The organism is Candidatus Defluviilinea gracilis (assembly GCA_016716235.1).
Taxonomy (GTDB): Bacteria; Chloroflexota; Anaerolineae; order Anaerolineales; family Villigracilaceae; genus Defluviilinea; species Defluviilinea gracilis.
This window is the reverse complement of sequence record JADJWS010000001.1, coordinates 1,729,314-1,746,514: the sequence shown is the minus strand read 5'-3', so window position 1 is coordinate 1,746,514 and position 17,201 is coordinate 1,729,314. Positions and strand designations below refer to the sequence as shown.

General features: G+C 57.9%; 17 protein-coding genes. 2 read left to right on the top strand and 15 right to left on the bottom strand.

Going from position 1 to position 17,201, the window contains the following annotated elements:
• Positions 1-47 precede the first annotated feature (47 nt).
• The 13 genes from IPM31_08190 to IPM31_08130 all read right to left on the bottom strand — a co-directional run bounded on the left by IPM31_08190 (position 48) and on the right by IPM31_08130 (position 12,316).
• A complete protein-coding gene (locus IPM31_08190; GenBank protein MBK9006962.1) occupies positions 48-899 on the bottom strand; it encodes an amidohydrolase in 852 nt (283 codons plus the stop codon).
• 78 nt (positions 900-977) lie between these two features.
• A complete protein-coding gene (locus IPM31_08185) occupies positions 978-2,003 on the bottom strand; it encodes a zinc-binding dehydrogenase (protein ID MBK9006961.1) in 1,026 nt (341 codons plus the stop codon).
• Positions 2,000-2,419, bottom strand: a complete 420-nt coding sequence (locus IPM31_08180) for an acyl-CoA thioesterase (GenBank protein MBK9006960.1) — start codon at positions 2,417-2,419, stop codon at positions 2,000-2,002. Before IPM31_08180 ends, IPM31_08185 begins: the two co-directional genes overlap by 4 nt.
• A gap of 85 nt (positions 2,420-2,504) precedes the next feature.
• A complete protein-coding gene (locus IPM31_08175) occupies positions 2,505-3,704 on the bottom strand; it encodes a thiolase family protein (protein MBK9006959.1) in 1,200 nt (399 codons plus the stop codon).
• A 1-nt stretch (position 3,705) separates the two neighbouring features.
• Positions 3,706-4,473 carry a 3-oxoacyl-ACP reductase FabG gene (fabG, locus tag IPM31_08170; GenBank protein MBK9006958.1) on the bottom strand — a complete coding sequence of 256 codons (768 nt, stop codon included), beginning with the start codon at positions 4,471-4,473 and terminating at the stop codon, positions 3,706-3,708.
• A 29-nt stretch (positions 4,474-4,502) separates the two neighbouring features.
• Positions 4,503-4,958: a MaoC family dehydratase N-terminal domain-containing protein gene (locus IPM31_08165; GenBank protein MBK9006957.1), complete on the bottom strand. Its 456-nt coding sequence runs from the start codon at positions 4,956-4,958 to the stop codon at positions 4,503-4,505.
• Between the two features lie 126 nt (positions 4,959-5,084).
• On the bottom strand, positions 5,085-5,849 hold the full coding sequence (locus IPM31_08160; protein MBK9006956.1) for an enoyl-CoA hydratase/isomerase family protein: 765 nt from the start codon (positions 5,847-5,849) through the stop codon (positions 5,085-5,087).
• 110 nt (positions 5,850-5,959) lie between these two features.
• Positions 5,960-6,997 (bottom strand): enoyl-CoA hydratase/isomerase family protein, encoded by a 1,038-nt coding sequence (locus IPM31_08155; protein MBK9006955.1) that lies wholly within the window; start codon positions 6,995-6,997, stop codon positions 5,960-5,962.
• Positions 6,998-7,146: 149 nt separating this feature from the next.
• The gene (locus IPM31_08150) at positions 7,147-7,989 is read right to left on the bottom strand and encodes a hypothetical protein (GenBank protein MBK9006954.1); all 843 of its coding nucleotides are present in this window, start codon (positions 7,987-7,989) and stop codon (positions 7,147-7,149) included.
• 33 nt (positions 7,990-8,022) lie between these two features.
• A complete protein-coding gene (locus IPM31_08145) occupies positions 8,023-8,850 on the bottom strand; it encodes a 2-hydroxyglutaryl-CoA dehydratase (GenBank protein MBK9006953.1) in 828 nt (275 codons plus the stop codon).
• Positions 8,847-9,662: a 2-hydroxyglutaryl-CoA dehydratase gene (locus IPM31_08140; GenBank protein MBK9006952.1), complete on the bottom strand. Its 816-nt coding sequence runs from the start codon at positions 9,660-9,662 to the stop codon at positions 8,847-8,849. Before IPM31_08140 ends, IPM31_08145 begins: the two co-directional genes overlap by 4 nt.
• 137 nt (positions 9,663-9,799) lie before the next feature.
• Positions 9,800-11,098 carry a 2-hydroxyacyl-CoA dehydratase gene (locus IPM31_08135; protein ID MBK9006951.1) on the bottom strand — a complete coding sequence of 433 codons (1,299 nt, stop codon included), beginning with the start codon at positions 11,096-11,098 and terminating at the stop codon, positions 9,800-9,802.
• Between the two features lie 51 nt (positions 11,099-11,149).
• Complete coding sequence (locus tag IPM31_08130; GenBank protein ID MBK9006950.1) at positions 11,150-12,316, bottom strand: 2-hydroxyacyl-CoA dehydratase; 1,167 nt, start codon at positions 12,314-12,316, stop codon at positions 11,150-11,152.
• A 218-nt stretch (positions 12,317-12,534) separates the two neighbouring features.
• Here IPM31_08130 and IPM31_08125 point away from each other — a divergent pair, with 218 nt between their 5' ends.
• Together IPM31_08125 and IPM31_08120 are read left to right on the top strand one after the other, a co-directional pair.
• A complete protein-coding gene (locus IPM31_08125) occupies positions 12,535-12,816 on the top strand; it encodes a type II toxin-antitoxin system RelE/ParE family toxin (GenBank protein ID MBK9006949.1) in 282 nt (93 codons plus the stop codon).
• Between the two features lie 14 nt (positions 12,817-12,830).
• The gene (locus IPM31_08120) at positions 12,831-13,130 is read left to right on the top strand and encodes a HigA family addiction module antidote protein (protein MBK9006948.1); all 300 of its coding nucleotides are present in this window, start codon (positions 12,831-12,833) and stop codon (positions 13,128-13,130) included.
• Between the two features lie 48 nt (positions 13,131-13,178).
• Here IPM31_08120 and IPM31_08115 read toward each other — a convergent pair whose 3' ends face one another.
• Together IPM31_08115 and IPM31_08110 are read right to left on the bottom strand one after the other, a co-directional pair.
• The gene (locus IPM31_08115; GenBank protein ID MBK9006947.1) at positions 13,179-14,834 is read right to left on the bottom strand and encodes a hydantoinase B/oxoprolinase family protein; all 1,656 of its coding nucleotides are present in this window, start codon (positions 14,832-14,834) and stop codon (positions 13,179-13,181) included.
• A 183-nt stretch (positions 14,835-15,017) separates the two neighbouring features.
• Positions 15,018-17,096: a hydantoinase/oxoprolinase family protein gene (locus IPM31_08110; protein MBK9006946.1), complete on the bottom strand. Its 2,079-nt coding sequence runs from the start codon at positions 17,094-17,096 to the stop codon at positions 15,018-15,020.
• Between the last annotated feature and the right edge of the window lie 105 nt (positions 17,097-17,201).

Below are 17,201 nucleotides of genomic sequence, written 5' to 3'. Positions count from 1 at the left end.
AGTATAGACTTTAGACCTGACAGGTTTTTAAAACCTGTCAGGTCTTTTTACAACTTCAAGATCCTTGCCGCGTTGTCGTGAAGGATTTTTTGTTTCGCTTCATCCGAAATATTCAAAGCGCGGATCGCTTCGACATTACGCCTCAGGTCGGGGTTGCCAGGCCAGTCTGAGCCGTAGATGACTTTGTCCGCGAGCATTTCGAGGCGCGGAAAATAATCCAGCAAATGTTTGGCGGGCAGACCCGAAATTTCCATGAACATGTTCGGGTGCCGCCGCGCCAGCCAGAACGCCTGGTCGTACCAGAACGGACGCCCCGAATGCGCCATCAGAATGTTCAGCTCGGGGAAGTCAATCGCCACGTCGTCGAGCAAAAGCGGATCGGCGTATTTGATGCGCGCGCCTTTGAAGACCGACGAACCCGTATGCACCATCATCGTCAGACCGAGTTCCTGCGCTTTGGCGTACAGCGGATACATGCGCGGGTCGTTGACGTAATGATGCTGGTAGGGCGGATAAACCTTGATGCCTCTGAAGTCGTATTCGTTTACAAGCCTTTCGAGTTCCGCGGCAAGATCGTTGACGAGGAATGGGTTGAGGCTGGCAAAGGGTAGCAACCGTCCGCGCGGACCTGAGGCGGGGTCGGCGATTGCGTTGGCTGACGCGCAGAGTTTGCCGACGTAGTCGTTATCCGCGACGCCTGTGGTGAGCGGCGAGACTTCCGCCAGACCGACCGCCAGGTCAATATCATGCGCTTGAAGATACTGGCGGATTCCCTGCGGGGTGAGAATGTCTCGGATGTAGGCATCGAGGTCTCCTTGATAATTCGAACGCATCCATTCCAGCACGGACGGCAGTTCGTGTTCGGGAAGCGAGAGGTGGATGTGGAAGTCTATGATCATGTGTGAGAGAGTAGTGAGCAGTGAATAGTGAGTAGTGAGCAGTGAACAGTTGTCAGTCACTGATGACTGATAACTGATCTACGGAGTAACCACCGACCGAATCCCTTCGCCTTTGCGAAGCGTATCGAACGCGACGTTGATCTGATCCAGCGGGAACTGCGCGGTGACAAGTTCCTTCACTTTGATGCGACCCTGACGCGCCAGTTCCAACACACGCGGATAATCCACCGCGCGACAGCCGAGCGAGCCGATGATCTCCATTTCGCGGTACATCACGCGCCCCGAGTCGAGCGTCATCGGTTTTTCGCTGTAACCGACCATCACGAATCGTCCGCCCGCGCGGATGCAGGAAAACGCCTGCGCCTGCGTGACGGGATTGCCGATCGCTTCAAAGCCGATGTCCGCGCCGCCGCCGCCCGCCAGTTTGCGGACTTCCTTGTCCACGCGCTCGACGTTCTTCGCGTTGACCGTCGCCTGCGCGCCGAGTTTCTTCGCCCATTCCAGTTTGGAATCGATCACGTCCACGGCGATGACCTTCGCCCCGACCGCCGAAGCGACCTGCACCAGATTCAAGCCGATGCCGCCGCATCCCACCACCACGACTGAATCGCCAGGTTTGACCTGTCCGCGATTGACGACGGCGTGATACGGCGTGGTGACCGCGTCGGCAATGATGGAACTCTCCACAAGCGGAAGTTCATCGGGCAAAGGGATCACATCCTTGGCGGGCGCGAGCACGTATTCGGCGTAACCGCCGTCCACGTTGTTGCCGAACATCATCATCTTCTCGCAGATGTTCTCGCGTCCCGTGCGGCACATGGCGCATTGACCGCATCCATACACGGCGGGGAGCAGGACGCGCGCGCCCTCCTTCCATTGCGCGACGCCCGCGCCCAAGCCCGCGATCATGCCAGAGACTTCGTGTCCCAGCACGAGCGGCGGCTTCTTGAAGGTGGGAACATCGTGGTCAATGTAATGCAGGTCGGTGTGACAGACTCCGCATCCCGCCACCTTGACGAGAACTTCGCCCGCAGACGGGGTGGGCGTGGGAATTTCTTCCATTGCCAGCGGTTGACGCGCGGCGTGAAATACGGCGGCTTTCATGAATGGCTCTCCAATGCCTTGCGAAAATTTTCGGGGACGCGCATCTTCTTCAGCGTGTTGCGCTCCGCCGTTACGACGGTGATCTCGCCTTTGGCGGTCAGGCGGTTGTCTTTGCTTTCGTTGAAAATTTCAAAATCGAAGCGCGCGCTCGAAGCGCCGACCTTTCCCGCGCGGCAGTGAATCCGCAGGAGGTCGTCGAAATAGGCGGGGGCGTGATACGAAGCGTGAGCGTCCACATACAGCATGTCGAAATCCTCTTCCAGCATTCGTTTGTAACTGAACCCGATATAACTGAGATATTCAACCAGCGCGACATCGAAGAGATTGAGGTACTGCGCGAAGTTGACGTGTCCCTGCGCGTCGGTCTCGTGGAAGCGCACCTTGAGGGTGGTTGAGAATGGATAAAGATCAGTCATCGCATAAATCTGAAACACGGAGACACTGAGTCACGGAGATTTTTTTATTCTCTGTGTCTCCGTGTCTCAGTGGTTTTCTCTTGAGTTATCCAGCGCGGACCTCCAGCACAATCGCCGCGGCGGTGTCGCCTGCCGCACAGCCTGTGAACAACCCATACCCGCCGCCGAGCAGGACAAGCTCTTCGATCATCTCCATCACCAGCCTCATGCCCGTCGGTCCCTGCGGATGACCCCAGATGAGCGACGAGCCGTAGTTGTTCATCCGATCGAGCGGAATGCCCAACTCGCGGTTGAGGAATACATCGTTCACCGCAAAGGGATTGTGAGTCTTGATCGCCTTAATGTCTTTGATGTCCACGCCCGCTTTTTTCAACGCGCCTCGCGCGGCGGGAGCGTTGGCTTTGGGCATGTATCCTTTTTCGGCACGTCCTTCGCTGAACGAAAGCAGTTGAATCTCGATCTTTGAATCTCGGCTGAGTTCGCGCGCCTTGTCCTTCGTGGTGACGATCATGCCCGCGTTGCCGTCGGCGGGATAGGTCTGCCCGCCGTAGGTGACCGTGCCATCGGGCAGGATAGGTTTCAGTTTGGCGAGTCCCTCCGCGGTGGACGGGAACACGCCTTCATCGTCCGTCACCGTAGCAACGACCTTCTTCCCCGACGGGTTGACCTCCACAACCGACATATATTTCTTATGAAACGCCGCGTCGTGTTCGAGCGCCTTTTGATATTGAGCGTAACGCATCAACATCACCTCATGTTGTTCGGCGGTGGTGATGTTGCAATCCTTCGCGGTATTCTCCGCCGTCTGGATCATGGCGTTGCCCACGAACGGGTCGCGGTTGAAGTTGTCCCACACCCAGTCTTCCGAGTCGCCGCGCGCGCCAGGGTTGGCGGGATTCGGATACAGCAGGTGAGGTCCGTTCGAGGTGCGGTCCGCCGTCACACAGAGGATCGAAGCGTCGTCCTCCGTCTCCACCGCCCGCGCCGCGCTCCCGATCACCCGCGCCGAAGTGGCGCACGCCTGCGAGAAAACGGGACCCGTGATCCCCTCCGCGCCGATCATGCCCGCCAGCCAGGGCGCTCCATAAAATGAAGCGGGCGCGGGCACGGTCATGCCGAGATAGACGTTGCTGAACGACGACGGCGAAATCATGCGCGCTTCCAACGCCTTGCGCGTCACATCCGCCGCGAATTTGATCGTATGCAAATTGGCGAAACTCCCCTGCCAGCGCGCGAACGGCGAACACCAATACCCGCCGTAGGGAATGTATGATTTCGCAAACATCTCACGCTCCCACGGTCTGACCGCCGTCCACGAAAATACATTGCCCCGTGATGAACGACGCCTCGTCGCTCGCCAGAAAAGCGTGAACCGCCGCGATCTCGCGCGGGTCGGCGAAGCGCTTGAGCGGGATGCGCTCAATCAAATTCGCCATGATGTTTTCGGGGATCGCCGCCGTCATGCGTGTCTTCGTCCCGCCTGGCGCGATGCAGTTCACCGCGATGTTAAAGCGCGCCAGTTCGAGCGCCAGCGTTTGCGTCACCGCCACCACGCCCGCCTTCGACGCCGCGTAATTCGACTGCCCCATGTGCCCAATCGCCGCCACCGAAGCCGTGCTGACGATGCGCCCATATTTCTGCTTGATCATTTCCACCGCCGCGATCTGCGAACACAGCCACGTCCCCTTCAGGTTCACCTCCAGCACCGCGTCCCATTGCTCGTCGGTCATCAACTTGACTTCGCCGTCCTTCACCCGCGCCGTGAGCGCGTCGCGCGTGATGCCCGCGTTGTTGATCAGGATGTCGAGCCGACCGTGTTCTTTGACGATCGAATCGACGACGCGTTGAACGTCCTCGCGCTTCGTGATGTTCGCCATCTCGCCTCTTACCTGACCCTGAGCCTGCCCCGCCTCTTTGAGCGTTTCCTCCAACCCAGCCTGATCCAGGTCCACTGTGACGACTTTCGCGCCATCCTGAAGAAAGCGCAGGACAATCGCCCGCCCAATGCCGTTCCCCCCGCCCGTGATCAACGCAACTTTATCCTTGAGTAACATACTGCCCTCCGATTATTTGTGCCGCAAACTTAAGTTTGCGAAACAGCCTTCATCAACAACGTCCATTCTCCCTCAACCACATTTTCATCGCGCTGGTTCTTCACGCGGACGGCAAACTTCACCACGCCCTTCTCAGGCTTGGAGGTGGGCTTCTTCTCGATGACTTCCATCTCCAGCCGAATCGTGTCGCCGAATTTCACCGCGCCTTTGTAGCGCGTCACCTGTTCCATCAGCGCAAGCGTGGTGCCTTCAAAGATGCCCATCCAGTTCGCCATGCCCGTCGCCATCGCAAGGATGAGCACGCCGTGCGCGATGCGCTCGCCCATCGGCGTGGTCTTTGCAAACTCGGCGTCGGTGTGCAGGGGGTTGAAATCGCCGGAAAGCCCCGCAAAGTTCGCCACGTCCGCCTCGGTGACGGTCCGCGCCTGCGACGGGTAGACCGCGCCCATTTCAAATTGCTCGTATGTCAGTCCGCGTGATGCCATAATGTTTCCTTTTCGTCTTTGCGTAGATTGCTTGTGTAGATTGCTTGTGTAGATTGCGCTCTCTAGCGCAATGCTCTGCGCCATGCCATCGGCGTTAGAGAACGCCGATTACGCGAGCGTCACCGATTACACGTGCTTCCAAACCGCCGCGCGTTTTTCCATGAAGGCGCTCAAGCCCTCATGCGCGTCTTCGGTCTTCATCAATTCGTCCAGATACAAGCGTTCCAGTTCCATCGCGGAGGAGTCCCACGCGCCGAAGCCGAGATGCAGGGCGCGTTTGGTCATCGTCAACGCCACGCGGCTGAGGGAGGTAAGTTTTGTTACCTTCTCTTCGACCCAGGCTTCCAACCCGTCGGCGGCAACCACCGCGTTGACCAATCCCATCTTCAAGGCTTCGTCGGCTGTCAACGCGCGACCCGTGAAGAGAATATCCGCCGCGTTGCGATAGCCGACCAACTGCGGAAGTCTCATCGCGGCGATGGGGGCGATGGCGGCAAGTTGAACTTCGGGCTGTCCGATCTTTGCGTTGTCGGTCATCACGGCGAGGTCACAGCATAGAACCAGTTCGCATCCGCCGCCGAGGGCGTGCCCGTGAACGACGGCGATCGTCGGCGCGGGAAAGTTCGCCAACGCGCGGCAGACTCTGTCGAACAGCGGAATCATGCCGCCGACTTTGTCGGGCGTGTGGTCTGCCACGTCCACGCCTGCCGAGAACATCTTCCCTTCGGCGTTCAACACGAGCACGCGAAGCGACTCGTCGCGAGTCAACTCCGCCAGCGCAGACTCGAGTTGAGTCAGGGTGGCGATGTCAAGCACGTTAAGCGGAGCCCGCTTCAAGGTCAGGAAAGAGGCGCCGTTCTTCGTCTCAACGGAAATGAATGAGTCGGTCATCTGATCTCTTTTTCACTTCTGGCGGACGCGGACGAGCGCAGATGTACGCGGAAAAAGTTTTTGAAAATCCGCGTTTTCCGCGTCCAAAATAGAAAGAGCGGCGAACTGGATCATTTCAAATCCGCGCCGCAAACGCCGCAGTGGGTGAATTCTTCGGGCAAGGCTTTCGCGCCACAGGAGGGGCAAGTCTTTTCGTAGGCGCCCCAGATGAACTCGCTGCTTTTGCCTTGCGCGGCGCGTTCGCGCAACATGCGATACCGCGCGGGGCGTTTTTCGACGAACGCGCTCATGCCTTCGAGCGGCTCCCATGAGGTGTAGTGGATCGAGAGCCAGTCGCGGGCGGGACCGATGGTCTGATGCCAGCTGAAATTCTTCCAGAAGTTGATCTGTTCTTTGGTGAAGCGGATGCACTCGGCGAATTTGTCCACGAGTTCCTGCGCGAGCGTTTCGACGGCTTCGTCGAGTTTGGAGAGGTCAATACTGTAGCCGTCGGCGCCTTTTTGGGCTTGGGCAATTTGTTCGGGCGTGGCATGTTCGATGAACGCGCCGTCCTTTTTGACGGACGGCACGACCTGATTGACGAGTCCCCATTCGAGGGCTTGGTAGGCGGGGATGCGGCGGTTCGTCATCAACATGTAGCGGGCGCGGCGGTCGCCGACGGTGATGGGCAGCCATTGAGTCGCTCCGCCCGCCGCCACGCTTCCAACTCCCGCGCCGACCTGCCCCACCCAGGCATGTTCGGCGATGACGGCGAGATCGCAGGCGAGATTCGATTCGTTGCCGCCGCCGACCGCCATGCCGTTGATGCGCGCGATGACGGGCTTGCCCGTGTTGACGATGCTTTCGATGTAGGCGCCAAAGAGGCGCATGTATTTCCAATAGTCGTGCGGCGAGCGCGTGTAGCGTTCCTGATATTCTTTCACATCGCCGCCCGTGCAGAAGGCTTTGTCGCCCATGCCCGTGTACACGATGACCGCCACTTCATCGTCGAACGCGGCTTGGCGGAACGCCTGCGCCAGTTCTTCGAGCGCGTTGGTGCTGTATGAGTTGTACACATGCGGACGGTTGATGGTGATGCGCGCCACCCAGTTCGCTTTTTCGTAGATAATTTCTTTGAAGTCGGTCTTTTTGTCTTTCAATACATCCATGCTGGTCTCCGTTTTGAAAAAAGATTCGTTCAAACCATTACCACAAAGGACACAAAGGTCACGAAGGAAAAACGTTGAAGAATAATTTCCTTTCCTTTGCGCGCTTTGTGTCGTTGTCGTGAAGCGCAAGATGAATCTTGCGTTACTTGTTATCGCGCGGGTTCGGCGGCGACGATTTCGTCCACGAACTGGTTGGCGGGTTTTTCCAACAAGCCGCGATAGTCTTCGAAGAACTTCCGCGCTTTGAAGCCGATCCAATCGGGCGGGAGCAGGGCGGCGGGCAGGTTGGGGTCTATGAGCGGGAAGCCCTGAAAATGATGCAACAGCCAGAAGCGGCTGACGAAGCTCTCGTCCATTTTTGGCGGGGTATGTCCATTGTTTTTGCGGGCGAGATATTCTTTTTCAAATTTGGCGATGAACTTTTTGTATTGAGCGGCAAGATGAGACAAGTTCCAACAGCGGCGGACGAGTTCCTGGTCTTCGGACGGTCCCATGTGGATGCCTGAAAATATCTCGATGTAGTCCTGTATCCCCAGTTCATTGCACAGCGCGAGGATGTCCGTTTGGCGGTTACGAGGCGAGATCCACATGTTCGGCGCGAGTTGACCGAACCCATACCAAGGGAGGCGCGTGCGAAAGGCATGACGCAGACTGCGCTTCTTTTCTGGCAGGGAGAAGACAATGATTTGCCACATCCCATCCCATTCTTTGACGGGACCTTCGTAGATGCGCTGTCCGCCCTGGACGAGGAGCGACCAGCCGCGCGGGGTCAGCGAGTATTGACTGCGCCGCCCGTCTTTGCGCGCCGAGAGCCAGCCTTTGCTCGTCATGCGCGAAAGCGTGAGACGCGCGGCTCGCTCTCCGACGCCGAGTTGGTCGAGCAGGCGAAGCAGGCTCGAGGTCCAGATGGAACCGCCGCGCGGGAGGATGAATTCGCCGAAGAGGGTGAATATCAAAAATTGAGTGCGGACAGATGGCGTTATCGGCGACATGACGGCGCGTCTCCTGAACTGAAAAATCGCAGGCTAAGCGCCTGCGATTGCGGGTTGTCCTTCGCTTTGAAGTTTTCCGAAGCGACGATAGCCGAGGATCGCCGCGCCGAGGGCGGAGACGTATTGCACGAGGTCGCCCTCCGCCACGTTGACTTCGGTCTTGATCTGTTCGCGCACGACATGGCTCATGGATTCGAAGCGCAGGATGCCGCCGATGAGCGTGAATTCGGGATTCATGCCGACGCGCTTGAGCAGTTGCACCGAACGCGCCACGAGCGAGACGATGGAGCCGTACATGATGTCGGACGGGGACATGCCCTGCGAGAGATGGTTGATGACTTCGGATTCGGCGAAGACCGCGCACACGCCCGAAATGGGAACCACCGTTTTGGAGACCGCCGCGAGCGTGCCGATCTCTTCGGTTTTGTAGCCCATGTAGCGGGCGGTCTTTTCGAGGAACGCGCCTGTGCCTGCCGCGCATTTGTCGTTAAGGCGGAAGGATTTGACCTTGCCGTCTTCGGTCAGTTGGATGGCTTTCATCGTCTGCCCGCCGACGTCGAGGATGGTGCGCGTTTTGGGGAAGAGGAATGCCGCTCCGCGCGCGCTGGCGTTGATGTCGGTCACGTTCACGTCGCGGAAGCCGACGAGATGGCGCCCGAAACCAGTAGTGACGAGATAGGACGAATCGGATTCGGTCAGTCCCGCCTGTTCGAGCGCGGCGTCGTAGGCTTTGCGCGCGGCTTCTTCAAGGCGGAAGCCCGTGTTGAGCATGGCGCGCGAAACGATCTCGTTGCCGTCTTTCACAATGACGGCTTTGGTGTAGGTGGAGCCAACGTCAATGCCAGTGGTGTAGGTGGTCATGCCGCCTCCTTCTCTTCGGTGGGGACGCGCCCCGCAAGGATGTGGTCGAGCGCGAAGAGCGCCGCGCCCAACGCGCCCATGTAATGCGAATCATCGCTGACGTTGAGTTTGGTCTTCAACGCCTGTTCGAGCGATTTGATCATGCCCGCGTTTTTCGTGACGCCGCCTGTGAAGGTGATCTCGTGTTCGATGCCGACGCGGCGCAGTAACGCGGTCGAGCGCGAGGCGATGGAGAGATGCACGCCCCATAAAATATCTTCGATCTTTTTGCCTTTGCCCAGCCACGAAAGGACTTCAGACTCGGCGAAGACGGTGCAGGTGGTGCTGATCTTGACGGGTCGTTCCGCTTTCATTGCCACGTTGCCCAGTTCGCCGAGCGGAATATCCAACGCCGCCGCCGCCGCGCCGAGGAAGCGCCCCGTGCCAGCCGCGCATTTGTCGTTCATGCAGAAGTCGAGCACTTCGCCCTTGGGGCTGACGCGGATGGCTTTGGTATCCTGCCCGCCCATGTCCAGCACGGTCTTTGTGCCAGGGAACATCTGCGCCGCGCCGCGCGCGTGACAGGAGATCTCCGTCACCTGCGTGTTGCCGAACGTGACGCGGTAACGCCCGTAGCCTGTGCCGATCACATATTCGACTTCCTCTTCGCGGATGCCGCTGGTCTTGAGCGCCTCGGCAAAGGCGTTCTCCGCCGCGATGACCACGTTCGCTCCTGTATCCGTCAGGCAACGACCGACGATCTCTCGGTCTTCGTTGATGATGATTGCTTTTGTTTGCGTCGAGCCTACGTCAACGCCTGCCGCGTATGCCATGAGACAGTACCTCCTAAAATCTTGAAATCGGGACGCAGATGAACGCTGAATACGCTGATTCTTTTCTTCCTTCAGAATCTACAAAAAATCTGCGTTCATCCGCGTTTATCTGCGTCCAAAAATAAGGCGTAAAGTAATCAAGACTGCGCCACTTTTGCCATCTCGCGCCGCGAGGCGAGACCTTCAAAGAAGGCGTCGGCGCGGTTCTTCATCTGCGCTTCAGAGACAACGCGCTTGTCCATCATGTCCGATTCGATGAACAGGCTGGGAACGTCCGTCGCCGCCATCATCGCCCGCCGCCCGTCGGCGAGGCCCGTCGAGACCGTGCGGCAGGATTTGATCGGGTGATAGACCACGCCGTCCAGGTCGTAATTTTTCACCCAGTCGATCACCACGCGATCTTGATGGAACATGTTATCCATCGCTTCGCGCACGCTGATCAAGAATCCCTCCGCGAGGCTTTCGATGGGACGGTTCACGTCGTATTGATAGCCGAGATTGCCGCCGCCCGAAGCAAAGTTCAAATAGGTGGAGTGGACGAAGTTGCCGCCCCATTCGGTGAACATTTCGCTGAAACGTCGGAAGATGGGATAACACGGCACGCCGACGAATCCGAGCCTGTATTTTTCGACGATCTGCGTGCCGATGCCGTGCGCGGCTTTGTATTCCATTTCTTCCACAAGGTTCTTGAAGAACTGACTGCCCTTCTTTGTTCCGCGCAGGTTATTTGAAACGCCCAGATAAACCGTGCCATCCGTCACCGCGTTGAAGAGCGACGGCTTGCTCTTGTTGAGTTCCAGCACGCGCCGCCAGCCTTCATTCATATCGTTGGCGTAACCGAGCGATTCGCGCAGGCGGTCAATGTCGAACTTTTTGCCTGAGACCTGCTCGCAGAGCGTGATCAACTCCCGAATCTGCGCTTCGACATATTTGCGGTCGCGCTCGAAATCGGAACTGCCAGGCTGGAACTGTCCGCCCGCCGCGCGCGTGGCTGGCACGTCAATGACGACGATCGGAATCTTGTAGATCCGCTCCCAGATCTCCGCCCACTTGATGTAGGTATTGCAGGCATTCGTCATCACGGCAATGGAGGGTTTGGGAATCTGCCCCATGGGATGTTGTCCACCGCGCAGTTGAACCGCAATGTCCGCTTTGACGTAGCCGCAGATATCGGGCGAGTAGCCGTAATCCTCCGCCTCCGCGAGATACGTATCCGCCACGCGCCGCACAGCGGTTTGAAGCGAAGTGATCTCAGGCAGCACCAGCGGAAAGTCGAACACGTGCAGTAATTCCGCCATACTGCCCATCACGAAGACATACGCCGCGCCCTCGCCTCGCTTTGCGTGGTCCGCCAGATCGTCAAACCACTCGCGGAACAGGTCTGCCCCTTCTTTGTTACCGCGTCCTACAAGTTCGTCTGTTTGTGTTTCGGTCATGGTTCACCTATCCTAAGACCTGACAGGTTTTAAAAACCTGTCAGGTCTCGGCTAACTAAATATCAAGTTCTCGGTAAACGTCTCCAGCTGGATTTCCATGCTGTCGAAGCTGGTCATGTTCTCTTCAAACTCGCCCACGAAATATGGGATGCCCTTTTCGTCGAGCGCCTTCGTGTACGTCACCTGATCTTCAAGCCCAGGCTCGCACATCTTCGCGGCGGTGATGATCGCCGCCTCCGCGCCCGAGTCCGCGATGCGTTGTAACAACATTTTTTCCTTCGGTTTGCGCGCGTCGTGTTGCACGGGGCTGTAACTGGATTTTTCAAGGTACGCGTCCGCCATGTTCATCAGCAGGTCGCCTTCGAGCGGAACGTCTTCGACAATCCATCTCAAGCCGATCATGAGATCGTCGTCCACGATGTAACAGGATTGCGAGATGGCGCGAATCAAATCGAGCGGAGGCTGTTCGCAGAAGCCGCCCTCGAAGACCACGCGAATCTTATCCTGACGTTTGGCGGGTCGCGCTTCGATCAACGGGATCGCCGCTTTGAGCATTTCGTTGTGTTCCTCGCGCAAAATCATCCCGCCGACGTTCATCAGCAGATACGCTTCAAACCCTGAAAGAAGCCAGGGTTGTTTACGTTTGATCTCGTAAATCTTTCGCAGGAGACTGCGATTCTCGTTATAGACCGCGATGGAATTTCTCAACGCTTCATCCGTAACCTTCGTCCCCGACAACGCTTCGATGTCGCTCTTCACCCGATCATATTCCCCCCGTAAATACTCCGCCGACGCTTTCGAGTTGGCATTCTGCGGCAGGTACAAGATCTGGCACGGATATGAATAGTTCCGCCCCCAGACCGCCGCCAAATTCCGCGCCGCGTCGCAGATGGGATGGGTGACGAACATGTCCAGTTCGACGCGGTTACTCAGGACGAGTTCAAGGTTTGTTTTGAGGATCGAGCAAAGATAGGAGCCGAAGCGCGAGTCGGAGTGAGTCGGCTCAACGGGCGCGCCGCGCATTTTGAGGGGCAGCATCCCCGCCGCGTGGGCGATCTCTTCGGGGAAGTACACTTGAAAATGCCCCAGGACTTTTCCGCCCTGTTCGCGCCAGCGTTTCACTGTGGGGAAGTCGGCGTCCTCCGACAGTTCGCGGCACTCCGCGAAGATGCCCTCCAGGGATTGGTTCTGCCATGTTTCAAACAGCCGCAGGGTCATGCAAAACCTCCAGTCTGTAAATATATCTCACTATTTTTACACATCGTAATTGAAGTGAGATATGTTTAGTATACCCCTCTTTTTGGAATTGTCAACACAACTGCCGAAATTTTAAGGAGCCAGGACGCAGGCTGTTGGTTCATTAACTGGCTCGGAGCGGCTCTCATTCAACGATTAGGCGGTTGACATTTAGCGCGTCGCGCTATAAAATGAAGACCATGATAAAAACCTTCAAGAGCGATGAAACACAGAATATCTATCAGCGTCAACGCTCCCGAAGGCTGCCCGCCGATATTCAACAAGTCGCTTTGCGTAAACTCCGCATGATAAACAACGCCGTTTCTATCAACGATTTGCGAGTTCCTCCAGCCAACCATCTCGAAAAACTGAGCGGAGATCGCGCGGGTCAGTGGAGCGTTCGGATCAACGACCAATGGCGTATCTGTTTTCGATGGGAAGACAACGATGCCTACGATGTTGAAATCGCGGATTATCACTAGATTGGCAGGTAGAAATGACCGATAAATTACATCCCGTTCACCCTGGCGAAGTTTTGCAGGACGAATTCTTGAAGCCGATGAATCTGAGCCAGAATCGCCTAGCGATTGAGATCGGCGTTGACGCGCGGCGCATCAATGAGATTGTATTGAGAACGCGCGGCGTCACGGCGGATACCGCATTGCGTTTGTCGCGCTACTTTGGCACGTCTCCGCAGTTCTGGCTTGGACTGCAGGCGGAATACGATTTAGATATCACCCTCGACGCTTTGGGCAATCGCTTGGAGCGGGAAGTGCGTCCGAGAGTTCCAGCGTAGTACTCTTGCAAACGCCGCCGAAGACGGCGGCTTGAGCGTTCGTTGGGGCTACTCAAACCCATACTCCGATTTCGCCTTTTCCTCAGACACCCGCCCTGCGCGGAGGTCTTCGGCAAGCGCGTCGCGGTCGCGTTCGGCGGGAGAGCCGTAGCCGCCACCGCCAGACGATTCCATGACGACCACATCGCCAGGGTTAAGTTTGGTCAGCCCGTAGGGATTCCCCTGCTCCCCGTTGACGAGAAATTTTGCGCGCGAGCCAGCCTGCCCGCCAGCCAATCCCTCTGGGGGTAGGCGAAAACGTCCAGATTGGATGCCCAGGCTGACGGGAGTCGGAGGCGCGTGTTCGTCGTCTGGGATGCGGAAGACGGTGCGCGTCCCCAGCCCGCCACGGAATCTTCCCGCCCCGCCCGAATCCATCAACAGTTCGCGGCGTTCGACGAGGAGGGGCGTGTCGCTTTCGAGGATTTCGATGGGCGTGTTCGCGCCGTTGGCTGGGAAGATGTAACTGTTCTCGCCGTCGCGGGCGCTGCTTGCGCCCATGCCCCCACCGCGGATGATGACCGAGTGCCAGGGTTTGCCGTTGTTGAACGTTCCGTAAAAGACGTTCATGGTGGCGGGCGTGCCGCCGCTGGAGGCGATGACGCGCTGTGGAAGCGCCTGCGCCAATGCGCGATAGATGATCTCCGCCATGAAGTGACCGATCTGCATCCGCGCGGCGACGGCGGCTGGGAAGCGGCAGTTGACCACACTGCCTTCGGGCGCGTCGAGTTTGATGACCGCGACACTGCCGTGATTGTTCGGAATGTCGGGGTCGAAGATGCTTTTGATCGCCATGTGGACGTAGGCGAAGGTGAAGTTGTATACGACGTTGCCGCCCCAACTGACCTGCGGCGAGGAACCCGCGAGGTCAACGGTGATGTCGCTGTCTTTGATTTCGACGGCGGCTTTGATGACGATATCCTTCTGCCCCTCCATCTGTTCGATGACGCCCTCGGCGCGATAGATTCCATCGGGGACTTGTTCGATCGCCGAGCGGACGCTCTTTTCACTGCGGGCGATGATCTCATCCGCAAGGTCGTCCAGCGAGTCGAGTTGATATTCTTCGAGCATCCGCTGAACCTGCGCGGCGCAGACGTGATTCGCCGCCGTCTGCGAGCGGATGTCGCCGATGACGTTTTCGGGCGTGCGGACGTTCCAGCGGATCATATCCAGCACGGCTTGATTCAATTCGCCGCGTTCGTAGAGTTTTACCAGCGGGATGAACAAGCCTTCTTCAAAGACATCGTGATTGTCAGACGCGACCCGCCCGCCGATATCCGAGTGATGCAGAACGCAAGCCGTGAAAGCGGCAAGGTTTCCTTTGTGGAAGATCGGGCTGAAGACGCAGATGTCGTTAAGATGCCCCGCCAGCGCCCAGGGGTCGTTGGTGATGAACACGTCGCCAGCCTGAAGGTCATCCGCTGAAAAGTGTTGAACCAGTTTGTGAATGCCCAGCGCCATCGCGCCCGATTGACCAGGCGTGGCGAGAGTCCCTTGCGCCAGTTCGCGCCCGTGACGGTCGGTGAACATGCAGGTGTAGTCGTGCGCGTCGCGCAGCAGGCTGGAGAACGCGGTGCGGGCGACGGTGGCGTCAGCTTCGTCCACAATGGAGATCAGCCGCCGCCAGAGGATTTCGAGGGTGATGGGGTCGAAGGTTTGGGTCATGGGTTGTTCCATTTACTGTTTCTTGATTCACTACAAAGGACACGAAGTACACGAAGTTGGGTTGAGTAATGTTTTGGCTCTTTGGTTTAGGCTCTCATGCGCGACGGTCTACAAGAAGGTGTCTAGTTGAGCAAGTCTTAACCCTTTGTGACCTTTGTGTACTTTGTGTTAGAAAATTTTGTATCACTCCCTCCGCATCTCCATCCACAAGAAGCCGAAGCCATCCACCGAAACGGTCGCGCTTTCGCCGACGATGATGGTGGATTCGCGTTCTTCGATGATGGCGGGTCCCGCGAAGGACACGCCAGGGAATAACTTGTAGCGGTCGTAGACTTTGAAGGGGATGAAGTCTTTTGCCTGACCAGAGAACGCCAGCCGTTCGCCCTTGATCGCGTTTTTCACATCGCCTTTTGTTTTGTCCAACTCTTGAAGTTTCAACGGCTGGACAGGCAAACTCGCCCGCGCGCGGAAGTTGACGAACTCGATGGGAATCTCTGGGTAGGTGCGTCCGTAAAGACGTTCGTAATTTTTATCGAAGAGACTCCGCAGTTCGTCTGGCTGAAGTTGCGTGAAAGGCTTGGGCGGCAGAAGCAGGTTCGTCTCCGAGCCTTGACCGATGAAGCGCGCGTCCACCGAGCGGGTGAAGGAAATTTCATCCGTCGCGCCCGCCGTGCGTAGGGCGCGTTCGCCTTCCGCTTCCATGGCGTGAAAAAGTTTTTCGATCTCTTCCACGTCAAGGCTTGCGAGCGGCGCTTTGTGACTGCGGACCAGATCGAAGGCGCGGGGAGCGGTGAAGAATCCCATGGCGGAGCCGACTCCCGCGTTGGGCGGGACGATCACGCGCGGCGCGCCGAGTTTGTATGCCAGCCCATAGGCATGGACGGGTCCCGCGCCGCCGAACGCCGCCAGCGTGACCACTTTGGGATTCCCGCCGCGTTCGGCGATATGTGTCTTCGCCGCCGCCGCCATCGTTTCGTTGATCAGGTCGTGAATGCCCCACACCGCTTGAATGTACGAAACGCCGAGCGGCTGGGCGATCTGTTCCTCCACGCCGCGCCGCGCCGCCTCCACATCCAGTTTCATTTCACCGCCGAGAAAATATTCCGCGTCGAGGTAGCCGAGCAGAAGGTCCACATCGGTGACGGTGGGACGTTTGCCCCCGCGCCCATAGCAGATGGGACCTGGTTCCGCGCCCGCGCTTTCAGGTCCGACTTGAAGCGTGCCGAGACGCGAGAGATGCGCGATGCTCCCGCCGCCCGCGCCGATTTCCATCAAATCCACCACTGGGACTTGAATCGTCAGCCCGCTTCCTTTCATGAACCGTTGGACTCTGCCCACCTCGAACGTTGGGACGACGCCCGCGACTCCGCCCTGGATGAGACACGACTTCGCGGTCGTGCCGCCCATGTCGAAGCAGAACATTTCGGGCAGGTTGAAGAGGCGGCTGAAATATTCGCCCGCGATCACCGCCGCCGTCGGTCCCGACTCGATGATGCGCACGGGAAACTCCGCCGCCGTTTCGACGGAGGTGATGCCGCCGCTGGAGAGCATGATGAACAATCGCCCGCTGAAGCCGAGCGAACTCAACCTCTTGGAAAGTTTTCGCAGGTAGGTTTCGGTCAGCGGTTTGACGTAGGCGTTGGCGACGGTGGTGCTGGCGCGCTCGTATTCGCGGATCTGCGGCAGGACTTCGTACGACGTGGAGATGGACACTTCTGGAAATTCTTTTGCGACGATTTCCTTGACCGCCAGTTCGTGCGCAGGGTTTTCGAACGAGTGCAGTAGACAGATGGCAATGGACTTGACGCCCTCATCCTTCAATGCGTGGACGACCTCCTCCGCCTGTTTTGTATCCAGCGCTTTCAACACGCTTCCATCGGCGCGTAATCGCTCGCGGACTTCCATCCGCAACGGGCGCGGCACAAGCGGCTTTGGAAATTCGGCGAAGACATCGTATGGCGCGTAACGGGTCTCGCGCCCAAGTTCCAGCACGTCGCGGAATCCTTCGGTGGTGATCAGCCCCGTGCGCGCGCCTTTGCGTTCGATGATGGCGTTGATGACCAGCGTGGTTCCGTGAATCACTTCCTTCATCTTTTGCGGAAGATTCGGAACGCGGCTCGTCAACGCCCGCACGCCCTCCTCCACCGCGTCAGACGGGTCGCCTGGGGTGGTGAGGCATTTATACACTTTGATCTCGCCCGTTTCATCGTCGAGCAGCACAAAGTCGGTGAACGTCCCGCCGATGTCGCAACCAAGCCGCATAGATTCTCCTAACTCAAAAAATTAAACACGAAGGACACAAAGGTCACGAAGGAAACCCTTTAAAACCTTTGTGTACTTCGTGTCCTTTGTGTTTGAATCTTTTTC